Here is a 20,190-nt window from a genome sequence, read left to right as displayed (position 1 = left end):
AAATTTTAGATCACTTTAATTAGACTGAAATCATTTCAAAAGAAGCGAGAGTTTCCCGAAGATGGGTACAAACTGCCTTATCTTTAAGCAATTCTAACTTGATTTATAACTTCTGAAGAACGGGAAGAAAAAGATCGGAAAGTTTTTTCCTCTGAGTCGCATCCGGAATGCGAGTGAAAAGTTGATCCAATTTTTGACGCAACAAAGAAGTGTCCGGATACTCTTCGAAAATTTTCAAGATATGAGGCCACGCTTTTTTTACGAGCTCTTCCATTCCGGGTCCCGCGGTCTTGGATGCGACAAAGGCTCTTTCCAATCCGGCCCTGAGTTCTGCGAAGGTTCGAGTCAGATCCAAAACCTTCCAAAGTCTCGTATCCTTCAAACCGATTCTCGAAGAAATCGAAGACACGATCGAGTTCCAATCCACGGGTTCGTTTTTCATTTCCTTCAACACGTAAGAATGAAGTTGCATCAACGCACTGAGTTCCGGTGGAAGTGTCATCACCCATTTTTTATATGCGTCCGGTTGTCCGTCTTTTTGAAACTGTCTGACTCGGTTTACACTTTCCATATATTTGGAAAACGGAATGATCACGGGAGGTTCGGAAGGAACGATCGGTTCTTCTTCCTCATCCGAAAAAGAAGGTTCGTCGAATCCACCGAACTGAAGATCCTCCACTTCGGTTAACAATTCTTCGTTGCCGCCGACGGAAACGTTGCTCGCGACGTCGTCCTCTTCAAGTTCCTCTTTTTGAAGAACGAGTGCAGAACCCGAAAACTCGGAACCGAATTTTTCCACGAGTTCCGTAAGAATCAATTTTTCGGGAGCCTTCTTCAACGGAACCGGAGGCGGAGCGGGTTTGCGAACCGCGCTTTCTTCTCCAGGCTTAGGAGGTTCTCCGAATGAAGAGAGGGACGGTTCCAAATCTTTTCCGGTCGCGTCGTCCCTTAAGACCACGTAACCTTCCATACCGATGAATCGTTTTCCCGGAGCGACTATAGTACCGATCGTATCCACGATCTCTTCCGAAATGCGGGAATACTTTTTCTTTCTCGGTTTTCCGGCGTTCGTTTTTTCCTGCTCGATGAGTTTGTTTTTAATCCCCGCGTGTGTGTTCATGAAGTTCTTCGTCATGAACGAGGAAAGATCGGACTGGGACATTCCCAGATATTCAGCAAACTTAGGAAGATGATCGAAGAATTGTTCGGTCTTTTGGATATTGTTTACGATATAAGAACGTAATTTCTGTTTGAGAGCTTCCTGATCGGTGGGAGAAATTTTTTTACCGCTGATCAAGCCGTTGAACAATTGAATATGGGTATGAAAATAACTGAGAAATTCTCCGTAAGCGGTGAGTTCGAACTCGCCGTGGGAATTCTGTTCTATGATTTTCTTATCGTTTCCGGACATACGATCGATCGCGGCTTTAGGTCCGCGGAAACGAACACGAATTTTGCGATCCGGTTCGTTTGATTGGTCAGTTTTCGCCTCGTTTTCAGGAATTCAAGAATTTTCGAACAATCAAAGGACCGGATAAAGACTTAGATTCTTTCCTTAATCAGACTCTCGCCCGATTTCAAAGAAAGAATCCGATAACGCAAAAAGGTATTGCAGGTCGCCTCTTCCGTATAACGAACCAGATCGTAGTCGGGTCTTGGAGAACGAAAAAAGTTAGAATGCAAAAGCCGTTCCGAAACTTCTTTCTGAATATGCGCCCTCGCCTCTGTCCTGCGAAAGTATTCGGAAGGAATGATGACGTCGTTCTTATAAGACAGAATATTGCCCCTGTAAATGGCGACCGTAACCCGAATCTTGTAGGTCTCGGCGGGTTTTAAAGAAGGAAAATCCATAATCAATTTATTTCCAAAGATGTGTTTGTACTATCGGAGCCGAGGGACCCGGAATCAAATCCTCCGAGACGAAAAATACGCGCGGAATCGCGGGAAAAACGAGAATGACGGGGCGATAAATCCCCGCAAAACTGTCTTAAGAAATGAGGGAACCCGGTTTTTGACCGGAATTCTGGAACGAAATGAATTTTAGATACAATCACACGCCGTTCGGTTATAAAAGAAGAAAAACCAGAGAAGTCAAAGTCGGGGACGTAAAAGTGGGAGGCGACAATCCGATCGTCATCCAGTCCATGATCAACAGCGATACGACCGACACACAAGGATCGGTAAAACAAATTCTCGAACTGGAACGCGCCGGTTGTGAAATCGTAAGACTTACCGTTCCCTCTCAAGCGGACGCGGACAATCTTCCTTCGATTCGACAAGAACTCAAAAAAGCGGGAAGTAAGGTTCCGCTTGTCGCGGACATTCATTTTACTCCGAGCGTCGCGATGAAAGCGGTCGAGTATGTGGAAAAGGTAAGAATCAATCCGGGCAACTTTGCGGATAAGAAAAAATTCGCGGTGCGCGATTATACGGACTCGGAATACGACGACGAACTGGGAAGAATTTCGGAAGTATTCTCCCCTCTCGTTCTGCGCTGTAAGGAACTTGGAGTTGCGATGAGAATCGGAACCAATCACGGTTCCCTTTCCGACAGAATCATGAACCGTTACGGAGACACACCTCAGGGAATGGTGGAATCCGCAATCGAGTTTATCGCCATCGCGGAAAGTTTAGGATATTATGATATTATTGTAAGCATGAAAGCCTCGAATCCTCAGGTTATGGTTCAGGCGTATCGGATGCTCGCCGCGAGATTCGGAGAACTCAAGATGGATTATCCGCTTCACTTGGGAGTTACCGAAGCGGGAGACGGAAAAGACGGAAGAATCAAATCCGCGATCGGAATCGGTTCCTTGTTGGAGGACGGACTCGGTAATACGATCCGAGTTTCTCTCACCGAAGATCCCGTGTTGGAAGTTCCCGTTGCGAAACTTCTCGCGGACAAGTTCAACTCGAGAAGACCGGACTTAGAAAAAGCGAAAGGATATTCCGAATTTAGAAACCCGTTTTCGTATGAAAGATTTTACAGTAGCGAAATCAAAATTGGAAACTTCGAAGCGGGAGACAGTCATCCGGTTCGAGTCGAAACGATTCTTCCGTTTGAAAACACAAACTCGTTTCTTGCGAACGTAGCAAAACTCTATCAATACGGAAAAGCCCTGTCGATCGAACCGGAAAGTATTCTGGTCGATTCTCCCCAACCAGATCAACTCGAGGAAATTTCCGAAGCCGCGAACGCGTTGTCCATTCCGGTCGGACTTTTTCTCGCGAAGAACATTTCTCTCAACGAAAAACTTCAGAAAGAATTGAAACGATTTCCGAAAGTTGTATTCGATCCGTTTTTACAATTCCAAGACGGCGAAAAGATGTTGGCCTATCTGAAGGAAAGACAAAACGCGGGGTTGTACAGCGAAATTCATACGAGCGGAGACAAGATAGAATCCCTTAAGGGTCTGCCGGAAACGTTAGCCGAAAGTGGAATCAAAAACGTTCTATTCTCCATCGATACGAGGGAAATACTTTACGATTATAGAAAACTCGCAACCATTCTGAGCCGTTACGAATTCCCGATTCTTCTTCACGGATCTTTTCAAAATCAGGAAGAGGCCTTGTATGATTCTGCGATCGGAATCGGCGGACTTCTGATCGACGGGATCGGGGACTTGATCCGAATTCAAACTCCGTCGCTCGAAGATATCGAGGAAACGTTTCAACTTTCTTACGATCTTTTGCAAGGCACAAGACTTCGTTTAACGAAGACGGAATATATTTCCTGTCCTTCCTGCGGACGAACCCTTTTCGATCTTCAGGAAACCACAGCGAGAATCAAATCCAGAACGGGACATCTCAAAGGGGTTAAGATCGCCGTGATGGGTTGTATCGTAAACGGACCGGGGGAAATGGCGGACGCGGATTTCGGTTACGTCGGCGCGGGTCCTGGAAAGGTGCATCTCTACCGAGGAAAGGAAATCGTGATGAAAAACGTACCGAGCGAAATCGCGGACGAAAAACTCGTGGAACTCATCAAAGAGAACGGACTCTGGCAAGAATCGAACGCTTAAGCACGAATGACGTTCCCGAGGAATTGTATTTCATTCCCGGGAATAAATTTCGCTTTTCTCCCGTCTCATAGTCCAACCTATCAAATCCACCGAGGCCCATTCCGTTCTTTAATCCACTTCCGATATTTTTATAGAGTAGAGACCTAAGTATAAATAGTTATTTTACTGGATTCTGGAACCCCGGAATCCGATCATTTTAAGAGAATCCGCAAAATAGTGTTGTTTTGTGGATTATTCAGAATGACATAGACTCTTTTATCGGATACAAGCCGAACGGAAACGTTATGAATTCATTTCTCAATTTGTACAACTGGAATATCCGCCAAAAACTGATGGTGATCATTTCGTTCATCATTCTCGTTTCTCTGGGAGTGATCATCGCTCTCGCCACGTACTTTTTCAAATCGGACAACGAGGTAAGAATCAAGGAAAACAACTTGAAACTGACCGACGTGATCAGTCAGAAAGTGCGTTCGGATATCGCATCCTTAACAAAACGTTCTTTGCTTCTCGCAAGATCCGTAGCCGGCACGGAAGAATCGAACGATATCCTCCAAAACGAAGAGGATATTTTTTATCTGAAGATTTTCAGAAAAGAAGGACCCGACTACGTCGGAGTAAAACGGATCGCGAGCGACTCCACTCTCAAAGATTTCAAAACCAACGCGGAAGACGCGGACAAAATCGTTCGTAAATATTTAAACGGACAAAAAAAAGCTCAGATCGGAAAACCATTGGTCTTCAACGTTTCACCCGATTTTCAAAGACCGGTTCTTTATCTTTCCGTCGTGATCGGAGACGGGGTGAACTCCGCGGTTGTGGTTTCTCTCGTGAGAATGGATTCTATATTAGATTCTTTTAAAACGTCCGGGATCACTCAATTTTTTCTCGTGGGCCAGGACGGAAAACTGATCGCACATTCGGATCCGAAATTGATTCTCCAGCCGACAAACCTATCGGACGATCCGATCGTTAAAAATTTATTGGAAAGTTCCATCAGCAACGGACAAACCCGTTACAAGGGAAAGGACAATCAATTCTATCTCGGTTCTTTTAGAAGAATCGGATACGCCGGACTCGGAGTGATCTCGAGCACGTCCGAAAAGAAAGCCTTCGAAGAAGTTTATAACATTCAAAAAAGAAACATCTATCTGATGTTCGTCGTGGTGAACGTTTCCATTCTATTCGTATTCTTTTATTCGAGAAGATTGACCAGACCGATTCTCAAACTCGTGGACGCATCGAAAGAAATCGAACAGGGAAATTTTCAACTCACCCTCGAACCCGAGTCCGGAGACGAAATCGGAAAACTCACCGCGTCTTTCGTGGAAATGGGTAAAGGACTTTCGGATCGAGACAAGATGAAGGACGCATTCGGAAAGTTCGTAAACAAGGACATCGCCGAAATGGTTCTCAAGGGAGAGGTCAAACTCGGAGGAGACAAAAGAGAATGTGTGATTCTCTTTTCGGACATCCGTAACTTCACCTCCATCTCCGAAAAGATCGAACCGGAACTAGTTGTAGAATTCTTAAATCAATACTTTACCGCGATGGTCAAGTGTATCAACGCAAACGGCGGAAGCGTCAACAAATACATCGGAGACGCGATCATGGCGGTTTGGGGAGAATTGGGACATACCGATTTCGACACCGAAAAAGCGATCAACGCCGCGCTCGATATGCGAAAGAGCCTTCTTCAATTCAACAAAGGAAGAGGAACCGATAAAAAACCGAAAATTTTTATCGGAATCGGGATCAATACCGGACAAGTCATCGCGGGCCAAATCGGTTCCGAAGACAGATTGGAATACACGGTCATCGGAGATACCGTGAACCTCGCTTCCAGAGTGGAATCTTTGACAAAAGTATTCGGAGCGGATATTCTCATTACCGGAAACTCTTACGAAAAAGTAAAAGGTATCTTCAATTTGGAAAAACTAAAACCCATCAAGGTAAAGGGAAAACAATCCCTGCAAACCATCTACGCGGTTTTAGGCCATACAAAGGATAAGAATTGTCCAAAAAATCTGAAGGAACTTCGAAAACAAATCGGAATGGAATTCAAACCGGGCGGGTCTAAATAACGGATATGAAAGATCGATTTCTTTCAGGCGACCGACCTATCCTGTTTATACTCGTATTCAACGTGGTGTTGTTTACGGCGGTATTCATATACGATTATACTCAGTACGGATATCAGGGTTCGCAAAAAGTAATCGGAACCATTCTTCATAAATCCAATACGATCCAAAGAAAATACGATTCGGAAGTCGTCTGGAAAGAAGTCGAGGTCGGAAACTCGATTCAAAACCGGGACACGATTTTAACCGCCGAAGGTTCTCAAGTAAAACTCAGACTTTTGGACGGAACCGAGATCATGATCGCCGAGAACTCCATGGTCTTTATCGATTACTTGGACAACCGCGCCAATCTTGAAATTTCTGTAGGCGGCTTGCAGGTAACGAGAAGGCCGACTGACAAGGAGAATCCTTCCTCGCTCGGAATCCGTTCCGGCGACGGGGTTTTAAAACTTGTGGAAGGAATCGTAAACGTAGAAAAAAAGAAGAATCAAAAAACTCTGGAATACGCGGTTCTTTCCGGAACGATCAAAGCGGATCCGAGCAATCCGTTTCCTATGTTGCCTCGCAAATCTTTGGACGGTTTTGAAAAATTATTTCCGGTTGCGGCGAGCATTCAAACTACAGAATCGTTGCAAGCGGCGGCTAATAATTCCACCGGATCCACTAACAACGGTTCTACTACGGATAGTTCTACAACCTCCGGTTCGAATTCGAACAATACAAGTTCTTCCAACACATCTTCGACTGCGGGTTCCGATCCGAATTCTTCCGCAAACGATTCGAACTATGGAAAGTACGACAACGGAAATCCGAATTACAGATCTACGACCGGTTCCAATACAAACAACACCACGAGTTCGAACTCGGGCACTACTCCAAACGAGAAAAACGGAAATACGGGACTCAATACCAAGTCCGGTTTAAAACTGGATCGTGTGGACGCTCAGTCCGGAAAAGATTCAAAGACTTCGGGAACTTCCAAAACCGGTTATGATCCCGGCGATTACCTGAAAAAACAGAAATACGAACAGGGTAAAATTCAGGAAAAATCCGATTCCACTTCGAATCAAAATAGAACCGAATTCAAACCGAACGAATCCGAAAAAAAAGAAACCAAAACGGGCAACACTTCTTCTCAAGACTTAAAAAAGGACAAACCTGCCAGATCCTGGACGCCTGAAGAATTGATCAGACAAGAAAAGGAAAAACGCAGAAGAGAAAGAGAAGATAAGGAACAACGAGACTTCTTAAGAATGTAAGAAGCGACTTAAGCCGGAACTACATCGGCCGGCGTGAGCGATTCGATGTTATGAGTGAAACCTTCTTTGTCGTGAAAGAGAACGACCAACTTTTCGTCCTCGAAAGAAATCACTTCGACGATCGTATTGGTGTGAACAAAAATTCCGTTGTGAAGAAACGTTCTTTTAATGATCTTTAACTTATCTCCCGCTTTCATTCGGCCTCTTTGTTAAGATAAAGATCTTTTCCTTCTTTTTTCATCACGCTAAACAGATGGATTTGTTTTTGATCCAGCCTTGTTCCGATATCGTAGATCGCGTCCGTAAAATCCGCGCCTTCGATATTAGCGCCGGCAAGTTTTGCCCAACGAAGATCGGCTCCTCTAAAATTGGAGTTTCTCAGATCCGCGTTGTTTAAGAAGGAACCTCTGAGTTTAGCGCCCGAAAAGTTCGCGCCCACAAAGGAAGAATTCTGGAGGAACGCGTGCCCGAGATTGGCCCCGGAGAAATCAACCCCGTCAAAATTCTGTTTTTCTAATATGATGCTGGAAAGGTCCTCGTCTTTGAGGGAACCTTTTTCTTTGAGAATCTCCAGTGCCTTGCCCGCGGTGATTCTTTTTTCTTTGGGAACCCCTTCTCCGCTTTCGTAATCGCGGACTGCTTGTAAAAGCGCGGCCACTGCCGACTCGGGATAATTCTTACGTCTTTCGGGAAACTCGAACATCTTTTCGAGATCGGCGGGAGTTACTACTTTGAGTTCGTCGATGGTTTTGCCTTTTGCAAATTCGGTAGCCATCGCGAGTGCGACGATTCCGAATCCACAACCGGTTGTTGTGTAACTTGCGTCCGTGACGTGATCGCTGGAATCGATTTTGAGATAAATGCGGTAGCCGTCTCCACAACCTACGTTTCTATAATTAGAAACGACGGTCGCATCCTCCATCTCTCGATAGTTGATTCGATCGTCGTTGATCTGCTTATACCGTGCGAAGTCCATTACACTCATGAAATTTTCCCTGCCCGGTTTTTAGACGGCATAAAGAAGAATTGGAGAGAGAAAACTCTCACTGCATCTTGTATTTTTTCTTGAACTTGTCAACTCGACCGGTCGTATCCACAAGTTTGGATTTTCCGGTAAAGAATGGGTGGCAAGCCGCGCAAATTTCTATGTTGATGTCTCCGATAGAAGTTCTCGTATCGTATACGGTTCCACAGGATGCACAGCTGATTTTTGCTACTCTATAGTTTGGATGAATTCCGGTTTTCATAAATTCCCTTTGTAAGCGCTTATTGGGTATTCATACTGGCCAAAAAGGCGTCGTTTGTCTTGGAAAGACGCATTTTTTCCAGTAATAATTCCATGCTTTCCGTGATGCTCATAGGAGAAAGTACTTTTCGAAGGACAAACACTTTCTGAAGAACGTCTCGAGTGATTAAAAGTTCTTCCTTACGAGTTCCGGACTTATTGATGTCGATGGCCGGGAAAATCCGTTTGTCGGAAAGTTTCCGATCCAGGTGGATTTCCATGTTACCGGTTCCTTTGAATTCCTCGAAAATCACCTCGTCCATTTTGGAACCGGTGTCGATCAAAGCGGTTGCGATGATGGTCAAAGAACCACCCTCTTCGATATTTCTGGCCGCTCCAAAGAAACGTTTCGGTTTGTGAAGCGCGTTCGAATCCACCCCACCGGAAAGAATTTTACCGGAAGTAGGAATCACCTGGTTATAAGCACGAGCCAAACGAGTGATCGAATCCAAAAGAATAACGACGTCTTTTCCGTGTTCCACGAGACGTTTCGCTTTTTCGATCACCATCTCTGCGACTTGAACGTGTCTTTGAGCCGGTTCATCGAACGTAGAAGAAACCACTTCACCGCGAACGTGGCGTGCCATATCGGTAACTTCTTCCGGACGTTCGTCGATCAGAAGGACGATCAAAGTACATTCGGGATGATTGGAAGTGATCGCGTTTGCGATGTTCTGCATGAGAATCGTTTTACCGGTTCTCGGAGGAGCAACGATGAGCGCTCTTTGTCCTTTTCCGATCGGACACATAAGATCCAAAATTCTCGTGTCGAGCATGGATGGATCGTATTCCATCTTGAGTCTTTCATTCGGATAAAGAGGAGTTAAGTTATCGAAAAGAGCGCGTTTGCCCGCAACATCCGGAGTATAACCGTTTACGGTTTCCACACGAAGCATCGCAAAGAATCTTTCGGATTCTTTCGGAGGACGGATTTGACCTTCCACCGTATCCCCGGTTCTTAAACCGAAGAGTTTGATTTGAGAAGGAGAAACGTAAATATCATCCGGACCCGGAACGTAGTTATAGTCCGGAGATCTTAAAAAGCCGTAACCATCCGGAAGTTTTTCCATGACGCCGGCCGCGTGAACCTGACCGTCTCTTTCGGCTTGGGCCTGAAGAATGGCGAAGATTAAGTTTTGTTTTTTTAAACCGCCGGTGTTTTCAACACCGAGACCTTTTGCGACTTCGATCAGATCGGCGATCGCTTTTTTCTTAAGTTCTACGAGATCGATGGGAGCCGGAGTGGGACCATCGTAACCGCCCCTCTTGCGTTTGCGGGCTCTTTGATCTCCGCCTTCGGAGGAATCAAAGTCCTGTGATTCCTGACCGGAACCTTCTTCTTCGATGGAAGAATCGGTCGTTTCGGAATCGTTTTGGTTGTGGTTATTATTTTGGTGGTGGTGTCTGTTCTTATTGTCTCGTCTTGCTGTTGCCATATTAGGAGCTACTTGAGTTTTAAAAAAGGGGAAGGATTCGCCTTTTTGAGATTTTATTTTAGAAAATACAGGTTGGAGAAGAGATCTTGTTAAAGATCGGCTCTACTCATGAGATAACTGATTTAAAGGAAGGCTGTCAACGAAATTATTCAGCGAGGTTTTCTTTTTTTTGCGGAAGCCTTTGAAACGTTCGATTTTGAGGAAACATTCTTCTTTTGAGAAGAATTGGATTTTGACGGATTCTTCCCTTGTTTTTTGGACGAGGAAGAAGGTTTCGAAACGTTAGAGGTCTTGGATGTTTCCGAAGCGGACTTTGTCGGTGGTTCATTCTTCTCGTCGGAAGAAACGAAAGAACCCGCCTTTTTACGGGGAATCGGATTCTCCCTGGAAAGAGAATAACGACTTTGTAGTTCCAGAAACTTGATTCTATTTTGAAGAGTGGTTCGAGGAACGCCTAACTCGAGTGCGGTATGCGATATATTGTCCTGATTTCGCTTTAACGAATGAAAGATAAACGAACTTTCCACTTCTTTGAGCATGGTTTCCAGAGGAAGTTTTTGAAAGAACGCATCGCTCACCGACGGAAATTCCAAACCGCTTTCATCCTGACGGCCCAAAACGGAACGAGGAGAAACGAAATGATAAAGATAACCGACGATCTTCGGACCTTGTTTGAGAACGATGATTCTTACGTTGCATTCGAGATCGGTTACGTATGTCTGCAAGGAAAAGGGAGAATTTCCGTCCAACCGAAGTTCGTTCGATTTTAGATAATCGGCCAGAAGATTCTTACTCATTTCCTTGAGCAATCGTTCCGCTTGTAGAATCGAATCCCTAAAATACTTTTTGGGAAGAATCTCCTGCTCGAAGGTTTCGTTGTAAAAGATCGAACTTCCTTCCAAGTCGGTAGCGAGAAGTCCGTCGGGAAAGTTTTGTAAGATGAGTTCCATGAACCAAAAGCGGGAACTCTGCTCCTGTTCTTGTTTTTTTTCCTCGGTGACGGGCGATTCGGTCGGGCGGTTCGCGGATACAAGTTTGCCAAGCCCGGCCATTACTTGGACCTTATCCCATTCTTCCTTTTTTTCGCCGGTTTTGGAAAGAACGGGAATCGACTTTTGTCGTTGAAAGTATTGGAAAAATGATTCGGGGATTTCCGTTTCTAAAAAAGATTCGGGAAGTTCGGAATATTCTCGTTCCGATGAACTTAGATCGGCCATTTCCATCTGAATCTGCTTACGGGATAATAAACCTACAAGATCTCCCGACTCGTTCACAACCGGCAAATGTGTGGCGGGGGTGATGAGAAAGTATCTGTAGATTGCTTCTATTTTCATGTAGAAAAGTTTTTTTCCAACTGCCGAATTTGCGTCAGAATACTCTTATTTTCCGGTCTGTCAGAAAATTCCTCTCTTTTTTGAAGCGGGAAACCCGGTTCCACGAAAAAGATTTCCGGAGAATGTGGTAGTTCCCACACCTTACGACTCAAACGGAACCCAAAGTGGACAAAGACCCGAAACGACCCGAGAATCGTTTCCAAGTAAATTATCGAATTGTAAAACGATTACGAATCTATTATAGCAAAGCGGTCACTTTCTATTGAATTCAAATTCAATAGAAATAAAAATGAAAAAGTGAAAAGACTTTTGAATCGTTCTTTGTTATCCTACCGAACACTTCCGACAAAGACGGTCTCTTATGATTTTTAAACCGACGGACTTCAATCAAGAAACTACATCGAAATACTACTCTCATTATTTCGAAAAATTACAAAACTTTGATTTCGAAGGAGCCATGCACCTTCTCGACTTCATTTTTAAAAACGAACCCAATCAGTATAAAAAAGGAAGTCCTACGGATTTTCTTCACGACGAAGACGGCGAAAAACAACAAACCCTATATTCTCATTTTCAAGAAATGATAAACTCGTTTCATTTCTCGGAGCCTTTGGAAAGTCGTATAGAACGAATTCTTGAAAATCTGGAAGACAGCATCAACGAAGAAAGCCTGCGCTCTCACAAGTTCAGACCGTTCAACGGATTTCATTTTAAGATGAGCGACTACGAATTCTGTACCGCGGTTATGGATTCGGTTCATTTCGATTTGGAAACTCGCGAAATCTCCGGAATTTTCGGGCTCAATCACGAACTCATCTGGGATGCGGATTCTTATCCGAAAGGAGAAAGTTCCGAGTCCTACGATTTTATATACGATCTCGGCGATAGAAAATACAACGTTAGTTACCTCGGAGAAAAACTCAAAGGAAAGGATCTTCACGTTCATATTAAACTTCTTTTATTCGAAAAGACGATTCGAAAGATCTTCGAAACCCTTTTGTCAAACGAACGTTTCGCAAAAATCCCGAAGGCGTTTCCGTTTTACATCTTGATCGATTCGAGCGAATGTTACGATTACAAAAAACCTTTTTTATTGGAAGTGATTCCCAGGTTGGAATTGGATTCCTTAAAAGAAAATCCGTACTTTACAATTTTTGAATCTTCTTCCCAAACAAGCGAGTCGGTTCCGCAAAGCGAAGAATTTCTTTTCAGCCTTTCCTTTTTGGAAAAACCGGATCAAAAAGAATACCAAACTCTTTTAAGACTCGTGGATTCTCATCCGGAGTGGAAAGCCTTGCTTTTGCAAGGTGGAAAACGATCCCTTCAAAGAACGGACACGGTCATCGGAAAGGCCGATTGGCAAAGAGGATATGCAAGGGAAGAAATCACCGCCTCCGATATGGCTTCTACCGATGTTTCGGATCTGGCACTGGGCGATCTGGACTTAGGCGCGTTTTGGAAAAAGATTCAGCTTTTTCCGTCCTCATATTTTTCCGGATTTTTCTGGGATCTTGCGTCTTTGAACTCGGATCCGCATCTACAAACCGCGATCGATTTTCAAAAGGAGATTTTTTTCAATTCTCCCCAACCTCTCGAAGATTCGTATAAGGAGGCCCTCCCCTATATTCAAGAATTTTCATATACACTTTCCGATTCGTATTTGGGAATTCCCGAAAATCGAAAAGACGAACTGAGAGGTTCCTTCGAAGAAGCCTTAAATCGTCTGCAGGAACTTTCGCATCCCGGATTCAAATTAAGGGCGATGGAAATTCGAACCCGTTTGGAATCCGGAGATTGGGATTCTAAAATCAACCCAATTCTAAAAAACGCCACGAAAGAATATCTACAACAGATGATCGAATTGATTCGTTGTCTTCCGGAGGAATTTCCTTGGTTCGGCGATCCCTGGGATTTTATATTCGAAAATCGATTGATGGAACTCGGACATCAGGCGATCGTCACGGCTCCGGCTTTGACGGAAGTTTTGGAACGATACAACAAAGATCATTTTAACGAAGACGTTACGCGAAACCTCGCTCCCATTTTTTACGAAATCGGATGCGAGGACATCCATCCTTTGATCCATAAACTCCACGAAAGAAACGAATTTTATATGGAGGACTTCTATCATAAATGGGCCAAACAAGCGCCGGCCGATCGATGGAAACGTTTCGAGGAAACGATACGAACCTCTCCGGATTCTCTCGGCTCCGCTCAAACATGGGAGAATCTTTTATATCCGAGCGATCCCGGCTTTTCCTTATATTACGAAAACATCGAAAAAGAATCCGATCGAAAACGTATCTTCTATCTTTTACTCAAGGCCCTCAAAAACGAACCCGGAGAAACTCTTAGAAAATTCGCATTCTTCTATTATGAAAAACTAAAGAACTCCGCCGGAAAAAATCGGGCAACGTTCTTTCAAACCGTTTCGGAAATCACCGAACTTTTAAATTTGTTAAGCGAAACGGGAGAATTGAACGAGGAGCAAAAATTCACACTGCGATGCGGGATCGCGGCAAAACCGATCGAAACCTATTTAAGGGACGATCAAAACACTCTCGAATTGCTGGATAGAACCATCACGACACTTTCGGGAAACCCTCTATTATTCTTTTTGAAAGTTTCTTGGATCGAAAAAACCAAGGGACTACAGGCGGCGATTCAAGAGTTAAAATCGGTTCTCCGCTCTCTTTGGAAGGACGATTTCGTATTAAAAAAAGCGTTCTTCTTGTATCTTCTCTCCGATTTTCAGAATTGGGAATCGATCGAGAACGGAAAATTTTACGGCTTTTACAAGAAGGTCAAAAAAGTTTTCGAACATAAATTTTACACGGACGGAAAATTCGACGGAAGACTGAACTCATTCGAATCGGATCCGTTCTCGTCCGTATTAGAAGATGAATATTCAAAAATTGAAATAGAGTCCCAGAAGCTCTGGATACGATCCCAAATCGAAGAATACGAAGCGATCGCAAAAATCGATTCTCTTTCCGAAAATGAATTAGTCGCCGTTTTAAAACCCGGAAACTTTTCCCTCAATCTTTCGATCGCAGGCAAATTACTCAAAAATTCGGCGAATTTTTCCGAGGAACTTCTTCAATCGTTGGACTGGGAATCGGAAAAGGAAAACGTATTCGCTTTTTCTAAACTGTTTTTTCAAGACCCCGCTTTTAAGGAAAAACTTTTCGGGAACCGCACGTTTCAGGATCATCTCGGTTATTTCATCAAACATTATAGGGACATCTCATCGAAGGACCTGGCAAAAACTCTTTTTGCGAAGTTCAAAGATCTACAAAATTCTTCCGTGATTTTAAAAACCGCAAAAGCACTCGAACCCGATGCGGTTCTTCATTGTTTCTTTTCGATTCATTGGGCGTTTCAAAAGGAGAATCGTCTTCCCGAACTCGAGTCCATTCTGGATGGAATCCTGAAAAAGGCGGACGTTCGAAAACCCGAATACGTTTTGATCGCAACGAACCTGGGCGTGATACACATTCAAAACGGAAATCTAAATCGCGGAAAGGAACTCTTCGAAAAATTATTTTCTATGGATTGGAGTCGTTTCGATTATCAAAAAGATCACGCGGATGATTTTGCGGATAAGATTTTAGGCGGCTCCTTGGATGAACAGTATGCTACGATCTTCAAAAAATACTACGCGCTCGCAAAGTTCAACGCCGCGTGTTTGTATTCAAAACTCGAAGATCCGGAACAAAGCGTTCTTCATCTCAAGGACGCCGTAAGTTTGGAACCGAGTCATTACAACAAAGCAAAAATCGCCGCCGAAGCCGATTTTGACCCGTTAAAAAACAACGAAGTCTATCAGAATTTTATAAACTCTTTAAACTGAGATTTTCATGAAAAACAATCATCTAACACTCTTAAGCCGACTCAAACTCCCGAGCGCCAATCGATTCATAGTCCATAAAGATCACGCATTTGTCTGCCAACTCTACGGGAGCGCAAAAGAACTTCACGTGATCGATCTGAGGAATCCGGAAAAACCCGAATTAGTCCGTTCCATTCCGTTTCAAAACGCGATCGGAAGTCTTGCGATTCAAAATAACACGTTGTATGCAACCGAAAGCCAAAGAGCGCTTCACACATTCGATCTCGAGAACGTCTCCGATCCGAAACCGATAGATTCCTACATTCTATTAGGTTACGATATGTACGATGCGACGATCGTAAACGGGAAAGCGATTCTCGCTATGAACTGGGACGGAGTCGGAATCGTGGATCTGAATCATCCGAACGAAATCCAACCTCGCGAAAAACAAAAAATAGAAAAGGGTTTCGTGGAGCGTTTAGTATCGTTTAAGGATCATTTCATTCTTACCAACGGGCTCAGCGCCGATAAGTTTTTATATGAGATTTCTCTAATCAATGACAAGGTTCAAATTATTTCCAAAATCGAATTCCCCAACTTCAGTCCTTCCAAAAAAGTTTTTTCGATTTCCTCGGGAGCGGTTGTTTACGGGGAAATCAAAAAGGGCAAAAAAGAATATTCTTCGATTCTAATCTTGGATGAGAATCTAAAACAGATCGGAGATCCGATTCGAATGGAAAGAAGTCCTAACGTTTGTTTTTCTCTTTCAAACGGAAACGTTCTTTTCGGTTTCGATTATTCTTATGCGATTTTTGATCGCTCCGAACATAAGATTACACCCTTATTTCAACAGTTCGAAACTGGCGACAAAAAAGAATACTTCGAAGTTGCGAGCAATCCGAAACAAGTCGATCCTGAATACGATCACGATCGATACGAGGATGAAAGTGATGACGAGGATGAAGACGAAGATTCCGAGATTGTAGAACGCGACCCGAGAATGGACCATTCTTATTGTATGGATTCCTTACAATGCGCTTACAAGAGCGGAAATTATTTATTTGCCACTCATGGAGAAAGTTTTGTCTCCTTTCGGATTTCGGAGAATTCTCCGTTTCAAAACATTCTCTGAAAATCGATCGATTTCCCGGAGATTTTTTCCACTGAGATCCGGGAAATCTTAAATCGAGAACCGCTTCCCTTCGCCAATCCGCTATTCTTTCCCACTTTTCCAAAGTGGTCATTTTAACCTATTTTCTGAATCCTTTTTAGAAAAAAGCGAGTAAAAACTCACAGTCAATTTGTTGCACCTTCAGAATAATTATTTTTATAAATAGATGATCAGTTTTTATAAATTCGCAACTCTCCGAATCCTTTTCAGTTCTTGTCTGCTCTTCTTGATCGCCTGCGTGCCCAAACCAAACGGCATGTCGATCATAGACACCGCACTTTTTTCAAATTACTTTTTTGCCAATTCTTCATCGGTTTTAAAACTTCGGGTTCAGGGACTTGCAAGCGGAGCTTCTTTTACGATTTCCAATCAGGATTCCGAAAATCTTACGATCGATGGGAACGGGGATTTTGAATTTCCAAAAAAGAAATCTAAGTTTTCCGGTTATACGGTTTCGATCGTTTTACAACCGGTCTCCACTCCGAATCAAACCTGCGTCATTACGAATCCTACGGGAACGGTCGGACTCGGTTCGAATCTCGTGGAAATCAATTGTGGAACCAGTTTTTTCAACGTTAGTCTCAATGTGTTCGGAATCGCGGCCTCCGCGACCGGAAACCTTTCGCTTCGGAGTGGAAACGTAGACACATTGAATATCACCGTGGACGGAAATTATTCTTTTGCGGGTAAAGTACCCGATACGGGAACGTATGCGGTTTCGATTCTTTCGAGCCCGACTCAACACAACTGCGTGATCGAAACCGCTCCTCCCGCGACGGGAACGATCAATAACGCGCCGGTCACGTTGAACGTAAACTGTTTGAGTCTGATGAGCTCGAATCCTATCAACCAAACCGTTGTGAACGACGGGGCTTCCATTCAGTTTACGTTTTCAAAACCGGTTACTCCTTCGAGTTGCAATTTTACCGCACCTACTCCGACCCCTTCTTCGGGACCGTGTTCTTCCAATCTAGCGTTATCCGCTCTTGCACTCAACGCGCCGAATTATTCGGGCAATACGGTCACGATTTATCCGAACACTACTTGGCCCGGAGGACTCGATCAGTGTGTTCAACTTTCGGGATGTACCGAGTCGGGAACCAATCGTCCGTTTCAGATAACGTCTCCGGCTCGTTTTGGAATTGCGGCCACGAACCAGATCAAATACGTTCGGCCAGGAGGCGCGGGCGCGGGAAGTTGTAGTACGATCGCCACCGCTTGTGGTGAAATTCAATACGCGATCGGTCAATGTACGACTGCGACTCCTTGTTTTGTTCTCGTTTCACAAGGGACGTATTCCATGATCTCTATGAGTCAGAGAATTCTTTTGAAAGATAAACTCCAACTCTTGGGAGGTTTTAGAAACGACTTCCTAGCGAGAGATATCGCGGCATTTCCGTCGATCATCCGCGACGACGTGGGATTTGGCGGTTGCGGCTCGTCCGATTTCGGCACCTGCACGCCGATCGCAGGCGGCACGTTCACGATGAATTCAAATATTCTAATCCAAGGTTTTACGGTCATAACGAATTCGAACAATCCTTGGTCGACTGGGCTTTGGTTGAGCAACTTGAACACGGGAGCGTTCTCTCTGATTCTGAGCGACAATACGTTGTTAGGTTCCACGGACACGACTTCCGCTTATAGTCTTTTCATCGTTCGTTCGGCGATCTACGCATCCAACGTAGGTCCGAACTTCGTAGTAACGGGGAACTACATTCTCGGGGGAAGCGGAAGTTCCTTATCAGCCGGTATGAGAATCTTAGAAGGAACCCAAGGTGTGATCTCGAACAACTATATCAGCGGCGGTTCTCACCTGAACGTCAACGACGGTTTGGATTTTTCTCTCGGGATCATGATCAACAACAGCATAGAGAACACGACCCAATCACTGCGTTTGGTGAATAATATATTCAATTCTTATCATATTACTTCGACAACTCCGGTCACTGCGGCTTCGTCGTCTGCGGTTCAGGCATTGTCGATCAATTCTCCCAACTTCATCTTTATCAACAATACGATTTACGGGGGAAGCGGAACGAATCGGTCTTATGGAATCCATCATCAATCCACTTCGAGTCCTCTCAATTTAAACGTAATCAACAATCAGGTCATCACGAATCCCGGTGCGACCACGAGTAAATGTATGAATTACGACGTGAACTCCATAAGCGCCGCGTCGAACATTGCGGGAAATAATCTGATCGGTTGCGGAACTCAGGTAGATGCGAACGGAACTCCGTTTAAACTTTGTGGCGCGGAGCCGAACGCATTGCTCAATTCCTTTAACTGCATCACTCCTTTGACGAACGCGACTCAAAAGAATTTCTCGCACAATCCGATCTTTGACAACTCGACGAGTGCGACCGATGTTTTTAAACCGAGCGCGTCTTCTCGTTGTAATTCCGTTTACGGCGGAATCGATCCGGGCTACGCGCCTCCGATCCGACAACTCTATCAGATGGATCTTTTCGGAAACGCGAGAACGAACAATACGACGCCTACAAGTCCGGTGCCACTTGGGTCCTTCGGTTATTCGATCGGTGCGATCGAATTCAACGGAAACTGTGCGCCGTAAACGTATACTTTAGGAAATCTGCATCTCGTTGTAGATTCCCCGTTCGATCGTCATCCCGAGTCGCTGAATCATCGCATTGATATCGAAACCTTGTTGTTTATATTCAAGAGCGACTGCGCTTTTCGCGTTCTGAAATTTTTCTTCGGTTTCCCAAACGGCCACGGTCACAACTTTGAATCTTCCTTCTTCGGTCTTAGCTTCATATACGGAATCTTTAACGAATCCCGAAAGAGTATGAATGAAGTTTCGGTTGATATTCAGCCTTTCTAAGAATTCTTCCCTGGCTTCTTGTGGAACGGTAAATTGATCGATGAGAATTGTGTGCATTTGAATCTCCAATTTTCAAGAAGTGTAACCCGAGCGTTCTTGAAAAAATTGTAAAAATTCATTTTCTTACCATTGTCTGGGAGTTTTAAAATATTCCTTTGGATTTAGTCCGGTAAACGTTTTGAAGTCTTTTGTAAAATGTGACTGATCGAAATATCCGAACGTCTGCGCTTGTTCCGTAAAACTTTTCGCGGGAGAATAGTCCTGAATGAAACGTTTCATTCTCACGATCGTCGAAAAACGTTTCGGGGAAGCGCCCACGATGCGCCGAAATTTTTTCTCAAAAAGATCCGTGCTCATCGGCAACCCGGCGATCAAATCCCTGATTCTGAGTTCTCCCGATGTCGCTTTAATTTTACGAATCGAATCCAGAATGGACGCGTCCATTTCGATTTCGTCCAATTCGGCGATTAAAAATTTCTCGATCGTTTCGATTCGTTCCTCGTCGTTCTTGGATTCGTAAAGTTGTTCTTGGACTTGTTCGATCTTTGAAGGAGTAAGAACATCCCGTAAGGCGATCGTCTTTCCGTAAAATTCGTGAAGAGATTCTCTCAGAAATGCGGTAGCTCCGGCTTCTTTAAACGTTACGAGAAGATTGGAAGTTTTTGCGGAATACGAAATCAATCGATGCGAATTTTGAAGTCCCGTGATTCCGGCCGTAGGAAGCGGTTTTTTTTCGGTCGAATCGACTCGATCCATTCTTCCTCTATAACGAAAATATAATATGAATGAAAACCCGGGAATCATTCGATTCTCCATTCCTTCTTCGGTTTCCAATAGTATGAAAGATTCTACGAATTGTCGTAAGAAAGGATTTTTAGGTAGGAATTTTTGAAGGTTCATCGTTAGACGGATCGCTCGCGTC

At 44.1% G+C, this 20,190-nt stretch carries 15 protein-coding genes; 6 read left to right on the top strand and 9 right to left on the bottom strand.

Features of this window, described 5'->3' with window-relative positions; all coding sequences use genetic code 11:
* Positions 1-103 precede the first annotated feature (103 nt).
* On the bottom strand, positions 104-1,411 hold the full coding sequence (locus tag CH367_RS05980) for a hypothetical protein (RefSeq protein ID WP_100761583.1): 1,308 nt from the start codon (positions 1,409-1,411) through the stop codon (positions 104-106).
* Between the two features lie 131 nt (positions 1,412-1,542).
* Entirely contained in the window at positions 1,543-1,776 is a 234-nt protein-coding gene (locus CH367_RS05975; RefSeq protein WP_040913407.1) for a hypothetical protein, read from the bottom strand.
* Between the two features lie 257 nt (positions 1,777-2,033).
* Here CH367_RS05975 and ispG point away from each other — a divergent pair, with 257 nt between their 5' ends.
* The 3 genes from ispG to CH367_RS05955 all read left to right on the top strand — a co-directional run bounded on the left by ispG (position 2,034) and on the right by CH367_RS05955 (position 7,362).
* Positions 2,034-4,022, top strand: a complete 1,989-nt coding sequence (gene ispG / locus CH367_RS05965) for a (E)-4-hydroxy-3-methylbut-2-enyl-diphosphate synthase (protein WP_100761581.1) — start codon at positions 2,034-2,036, stop codon at positions 4,020-4,022.
* A 284-nt stretch (positions 4,023-4,306) separates the two neighbouring features.
* Positions 4,307-6,106, top strand: a complete 1,800-nt coding sequence (locus CH367_RS05960; RefSeq protein ID WP_100762065.1) for an adenylate/guanylate cyclase domain-containing protein — start codon at positions 4,307-4,309, stop codon at positions 6,104-6,106.
* Between the two features lie 5 nt (positions 6,107-6,111).
* Positions 6,112-7,362: a FecR family protein gene (locus CH367_RS05955; RefSeq protein WP_100761580.1), complete on the top strand. Its 1,251-nt coding sequence runs from the start codon at positions 6,112-6,114 to the stop codon at positions 7,360-7,362.
* A gap of 8 nt (positions 7,363-7,370) precedes the next feature.
* On the opposite strand, the gene CH367_RS05950 is transcribed toward CH367_RS05955, so the two are convergent.
* The 5 genes from CH367_RS05950 to CH367_RS05930 form a co-directional block, all read right to left on the bottom strand.
* Positions 7,371-7,559 carry a hypothetical protein gene (locus CH367_RS05950; protein ID WP_100761579.1) on the bottom strand — a complete coding sequence of 63 codons (189 nt, stop codon included), beginning with the start codon at positions 7,557-7,559 and terminating at the stop codon, positions 7,371-7,373.
* A complete protein-coding gene (locus tag CH367_RS05945; protein ID WP_100761578.1) occupies positions 7,556-8,347 on the bottom strand; it encodes a pentapeptide repeat-containing protein in 792 nt (263 codons plus the stop codon). The genes CH367_RS05950 and CH367_RS05945 overlap by 4 nt, the downstream gene beginning before the upstream one ends.
* 58 nt (positions 8,348-8,405) lie before the next feature.
* Positions 8,406-8,609 (bottom strand): 50S ribosomal protein L31, encoded by a 204-nt coding sequence (gene rpmE, locus CH367_RS05940; RefSeq protein WP_010575426.1) that lies wholly within the window; start codon positions 8,607-8,609, stop codon positions 8,406-8,408.
* A 19-nt stretch (positions 8,610-8,628) separates the two neighbouring features.
* Positions 8,629-10,083 carry a transcription termination factor Rho gene (gene rho, locus CH367_RS05935; protein WP_100761577.1) on the bottom strand — a complete coding sequence of 485 codons (1,455 nt, stop codon included), beginning with the start codon at positions 10,081-10,083 and terminating at the stop codon, positions 8,629-8,631.
* 149 nt (positions 10,084-10,232) lie between these two features.
* Positions 10,233-11,417 (bottom strand): CBS domain-containing protein, encoded by a 1,185-nt coding sequence (locus tag CH367_RS05930; RefSeq protein WP_100761576.1) that lies wholly within the window; start codon positions 11,415-11,417, stop codon positions 10,233-10,235.
* A 361-nt stretch (positions 11,418-11,778) separates the two neighbouring features.
* On the opposite strand from CH367_RS05930, the gene CH367_RS05920 reads away from it, so the two are divergent.
* The 3 genes from CH367_RS05920 to CH367_RS05910 all read left to right on the top strand — a co-directional run bounded on the left by CH367_RS05920 (position 11,779) and on the right by CH367_RS05910 (position 18,998).
* Positions 11,779-15,270, top strand: a complete 3,492-nt coding sequence (locus tag CH367_RS05920; protein WP_100761574.1) for a TPR end-of-group domain-containing protein — start codon at positions 11,779-11,781, stop codon at positions 15,268-15,270.
* Positions 15,271-15,277: 7 nt separating this feature from the next.
* The gene (locus tag CH367_RS05915) at positions 15,278-16,381 is read left to right on the top strand and encodes an LVIVD repeat-containing protein (protein WP_100761573.1); all 1,104 of its coding nucleotides are present in this window, start codon (positions 15,278-15,280) and stop codon (positions 16,379-16,381) included.
* 295 nt (positions 16,382-16,676) lie between these two features.
* Complete coding sequence (locus tag CH367_RS05910; protein ID WP_125226097.1) at positions 16,677-18,998, top strand: hypothetical protein; 2,322 nt, start codon at positions 16,677-16,679, stop codon at positions 18,996-18,998.
* Between the two features lie 9 nt (positions 18,999-19,007).
* Here CH367_RS05910 and CH367_RS05905 read toward each other — a convergent pair whose 3' ends face one another.
* Entirely contained in the window at positions 19,008-19,325 is a 318-nt protein-coding gene (locus tag CH367_RS05905; protein ID WP_100761571.1) for an antibiotic biosynthesis monooxygenase family protein, read from the bottom strand.
* Positions 19,326-19,391: 66 nt separating this feature from the next.
* Positions 19,392-20,168 carry a helix-turn-helix domain-containing protein gene (locus tag CH367_RS05900; RefSeq protein ID WP_100761570.1) on the bottom strand — a complete coding sequence of 259 codons (777 nt, stop codon included), beginning with the start codon at positions 20,166-20,168 and terminating at the stop codon, positions 19,392-19,394.
* Positions 20,169-20,190 lie beyond the last annotated feature (22 nt).

The sequence above is a fragment of the Leptospira barantonii genome, assembly GCF_002811925.1.
GTDB classification, from domain to species: domain Bacteria; phylum Spirochaetota; class Leptospiria; order Leptospirales; family Leptospiraceae; genus Leptospira; species Leptospira barantonii.
This window is presented reverse-complemented; position numbering and strand designations above follow the sequence as displayed.

What these genes read in the sequence shown, in the direction of transcription:
- CH367_RS05980 (WP_100761583.1), bottom strand. Translation starts at nt 1,411, where the DNA reads ATGTCCGGAAACGATAAGAAAATCATAGAACAGAATTCCCACGGCGAG.
- ispG (WP_100761581.1), top strand. Translation starts at nt 2,034, where the DNA reads ATGAATTTTAGATACAATCACACGCCGTTCGGTTATAAAAGAAGAAAA.
- CH367_RS05960 (WP_100762065.1), top strand. Translation starts at nt 4,307, where the DNA reads ATGAATTCATTTCTCAATTTGTACAACTGGAATATCCGCCAAAAACTG.
- CH367_RS05955 (WP_100761580.1), top strand. Translation starts at nt 6,112, where the DNA reads ATGAAAGATCGATTTCTTTCAGGCGACCGACCTATCCTGTTTATACTC.
- CH367_RS05950 (WP_100761579.1), bottom strand. Translation starts at nt 7,559, where the DNA reads ATGAAAGCGGGAGATAAGTTAAAGATCATTAAAAGAACGTTTCTTCAC.
- CH367_RS05945 (WP_100761578.1), bottom strand. Translation starts at nt 8,347, where the DNA reads ATGAGTGTAATGGACTTCGCACGGTATAAGCAGATCAACGACGATCGA.
- rpmE (WP_010575426.1), bottom strand. Translation starts at nt 8,609, where the DNA reads ATGAAAACCGGAATTCATCCAAACTATAGAGTAGCAAAAATCAGCTGT.
- rho (WP_100761577.1), bottom strand. Translation starts at nt 10,083, where the DNA reads ATGGCAACAGCAAGACGAGACAATAAGAACAGACACCACCACCAAAAT.
- CH367_RS05930 (WP_100761576.1), bottom strand. Translation starts at nt 11,417, where the DNA reads ATGAAAATAGAAGCAATCTACAGATACTTTCTCATCACCCCCGCCACA.
- CH367_RS05920 (WP_100761574.1), top strand. Translation starts at nt 11,779, where the DNA reads ATGATTTTTAAACCGACGGACTTCAATCAAGAAACTACATCGAAATAC.
- CH367_RS05915 (WP_100761573.1), top strand. Translation starts at nt 15,278, where the DNA reads ATGAAAAACAATCATCTAACACTCTTAAGCCGACTCAAACTCCCGAGC.
- CH367_RS05910 (WP_125226097.1), top strand. Translation starts at nt 16,677, where the DNA reads ATGTCGATCATAGACACCGCACTTTTTTCAAATTACTTTTTTGCCAAT.
- CH367_RS05905 (WP_100761571.1), bottom strand. Translation starts at nt 19,325, where the DNA reads ATGCACACAATTCTCATCGATCAATTTACCGTTCCACAAGAAGCCAGG.
- CH367_RS05900 (WP_100761570.1), bottom strand. Translation starts at nt 20,168, where the DNA reads ATGAACCTTCAAAAATTCCTACCTAAAAATCCTTTCTTACGACAATTC.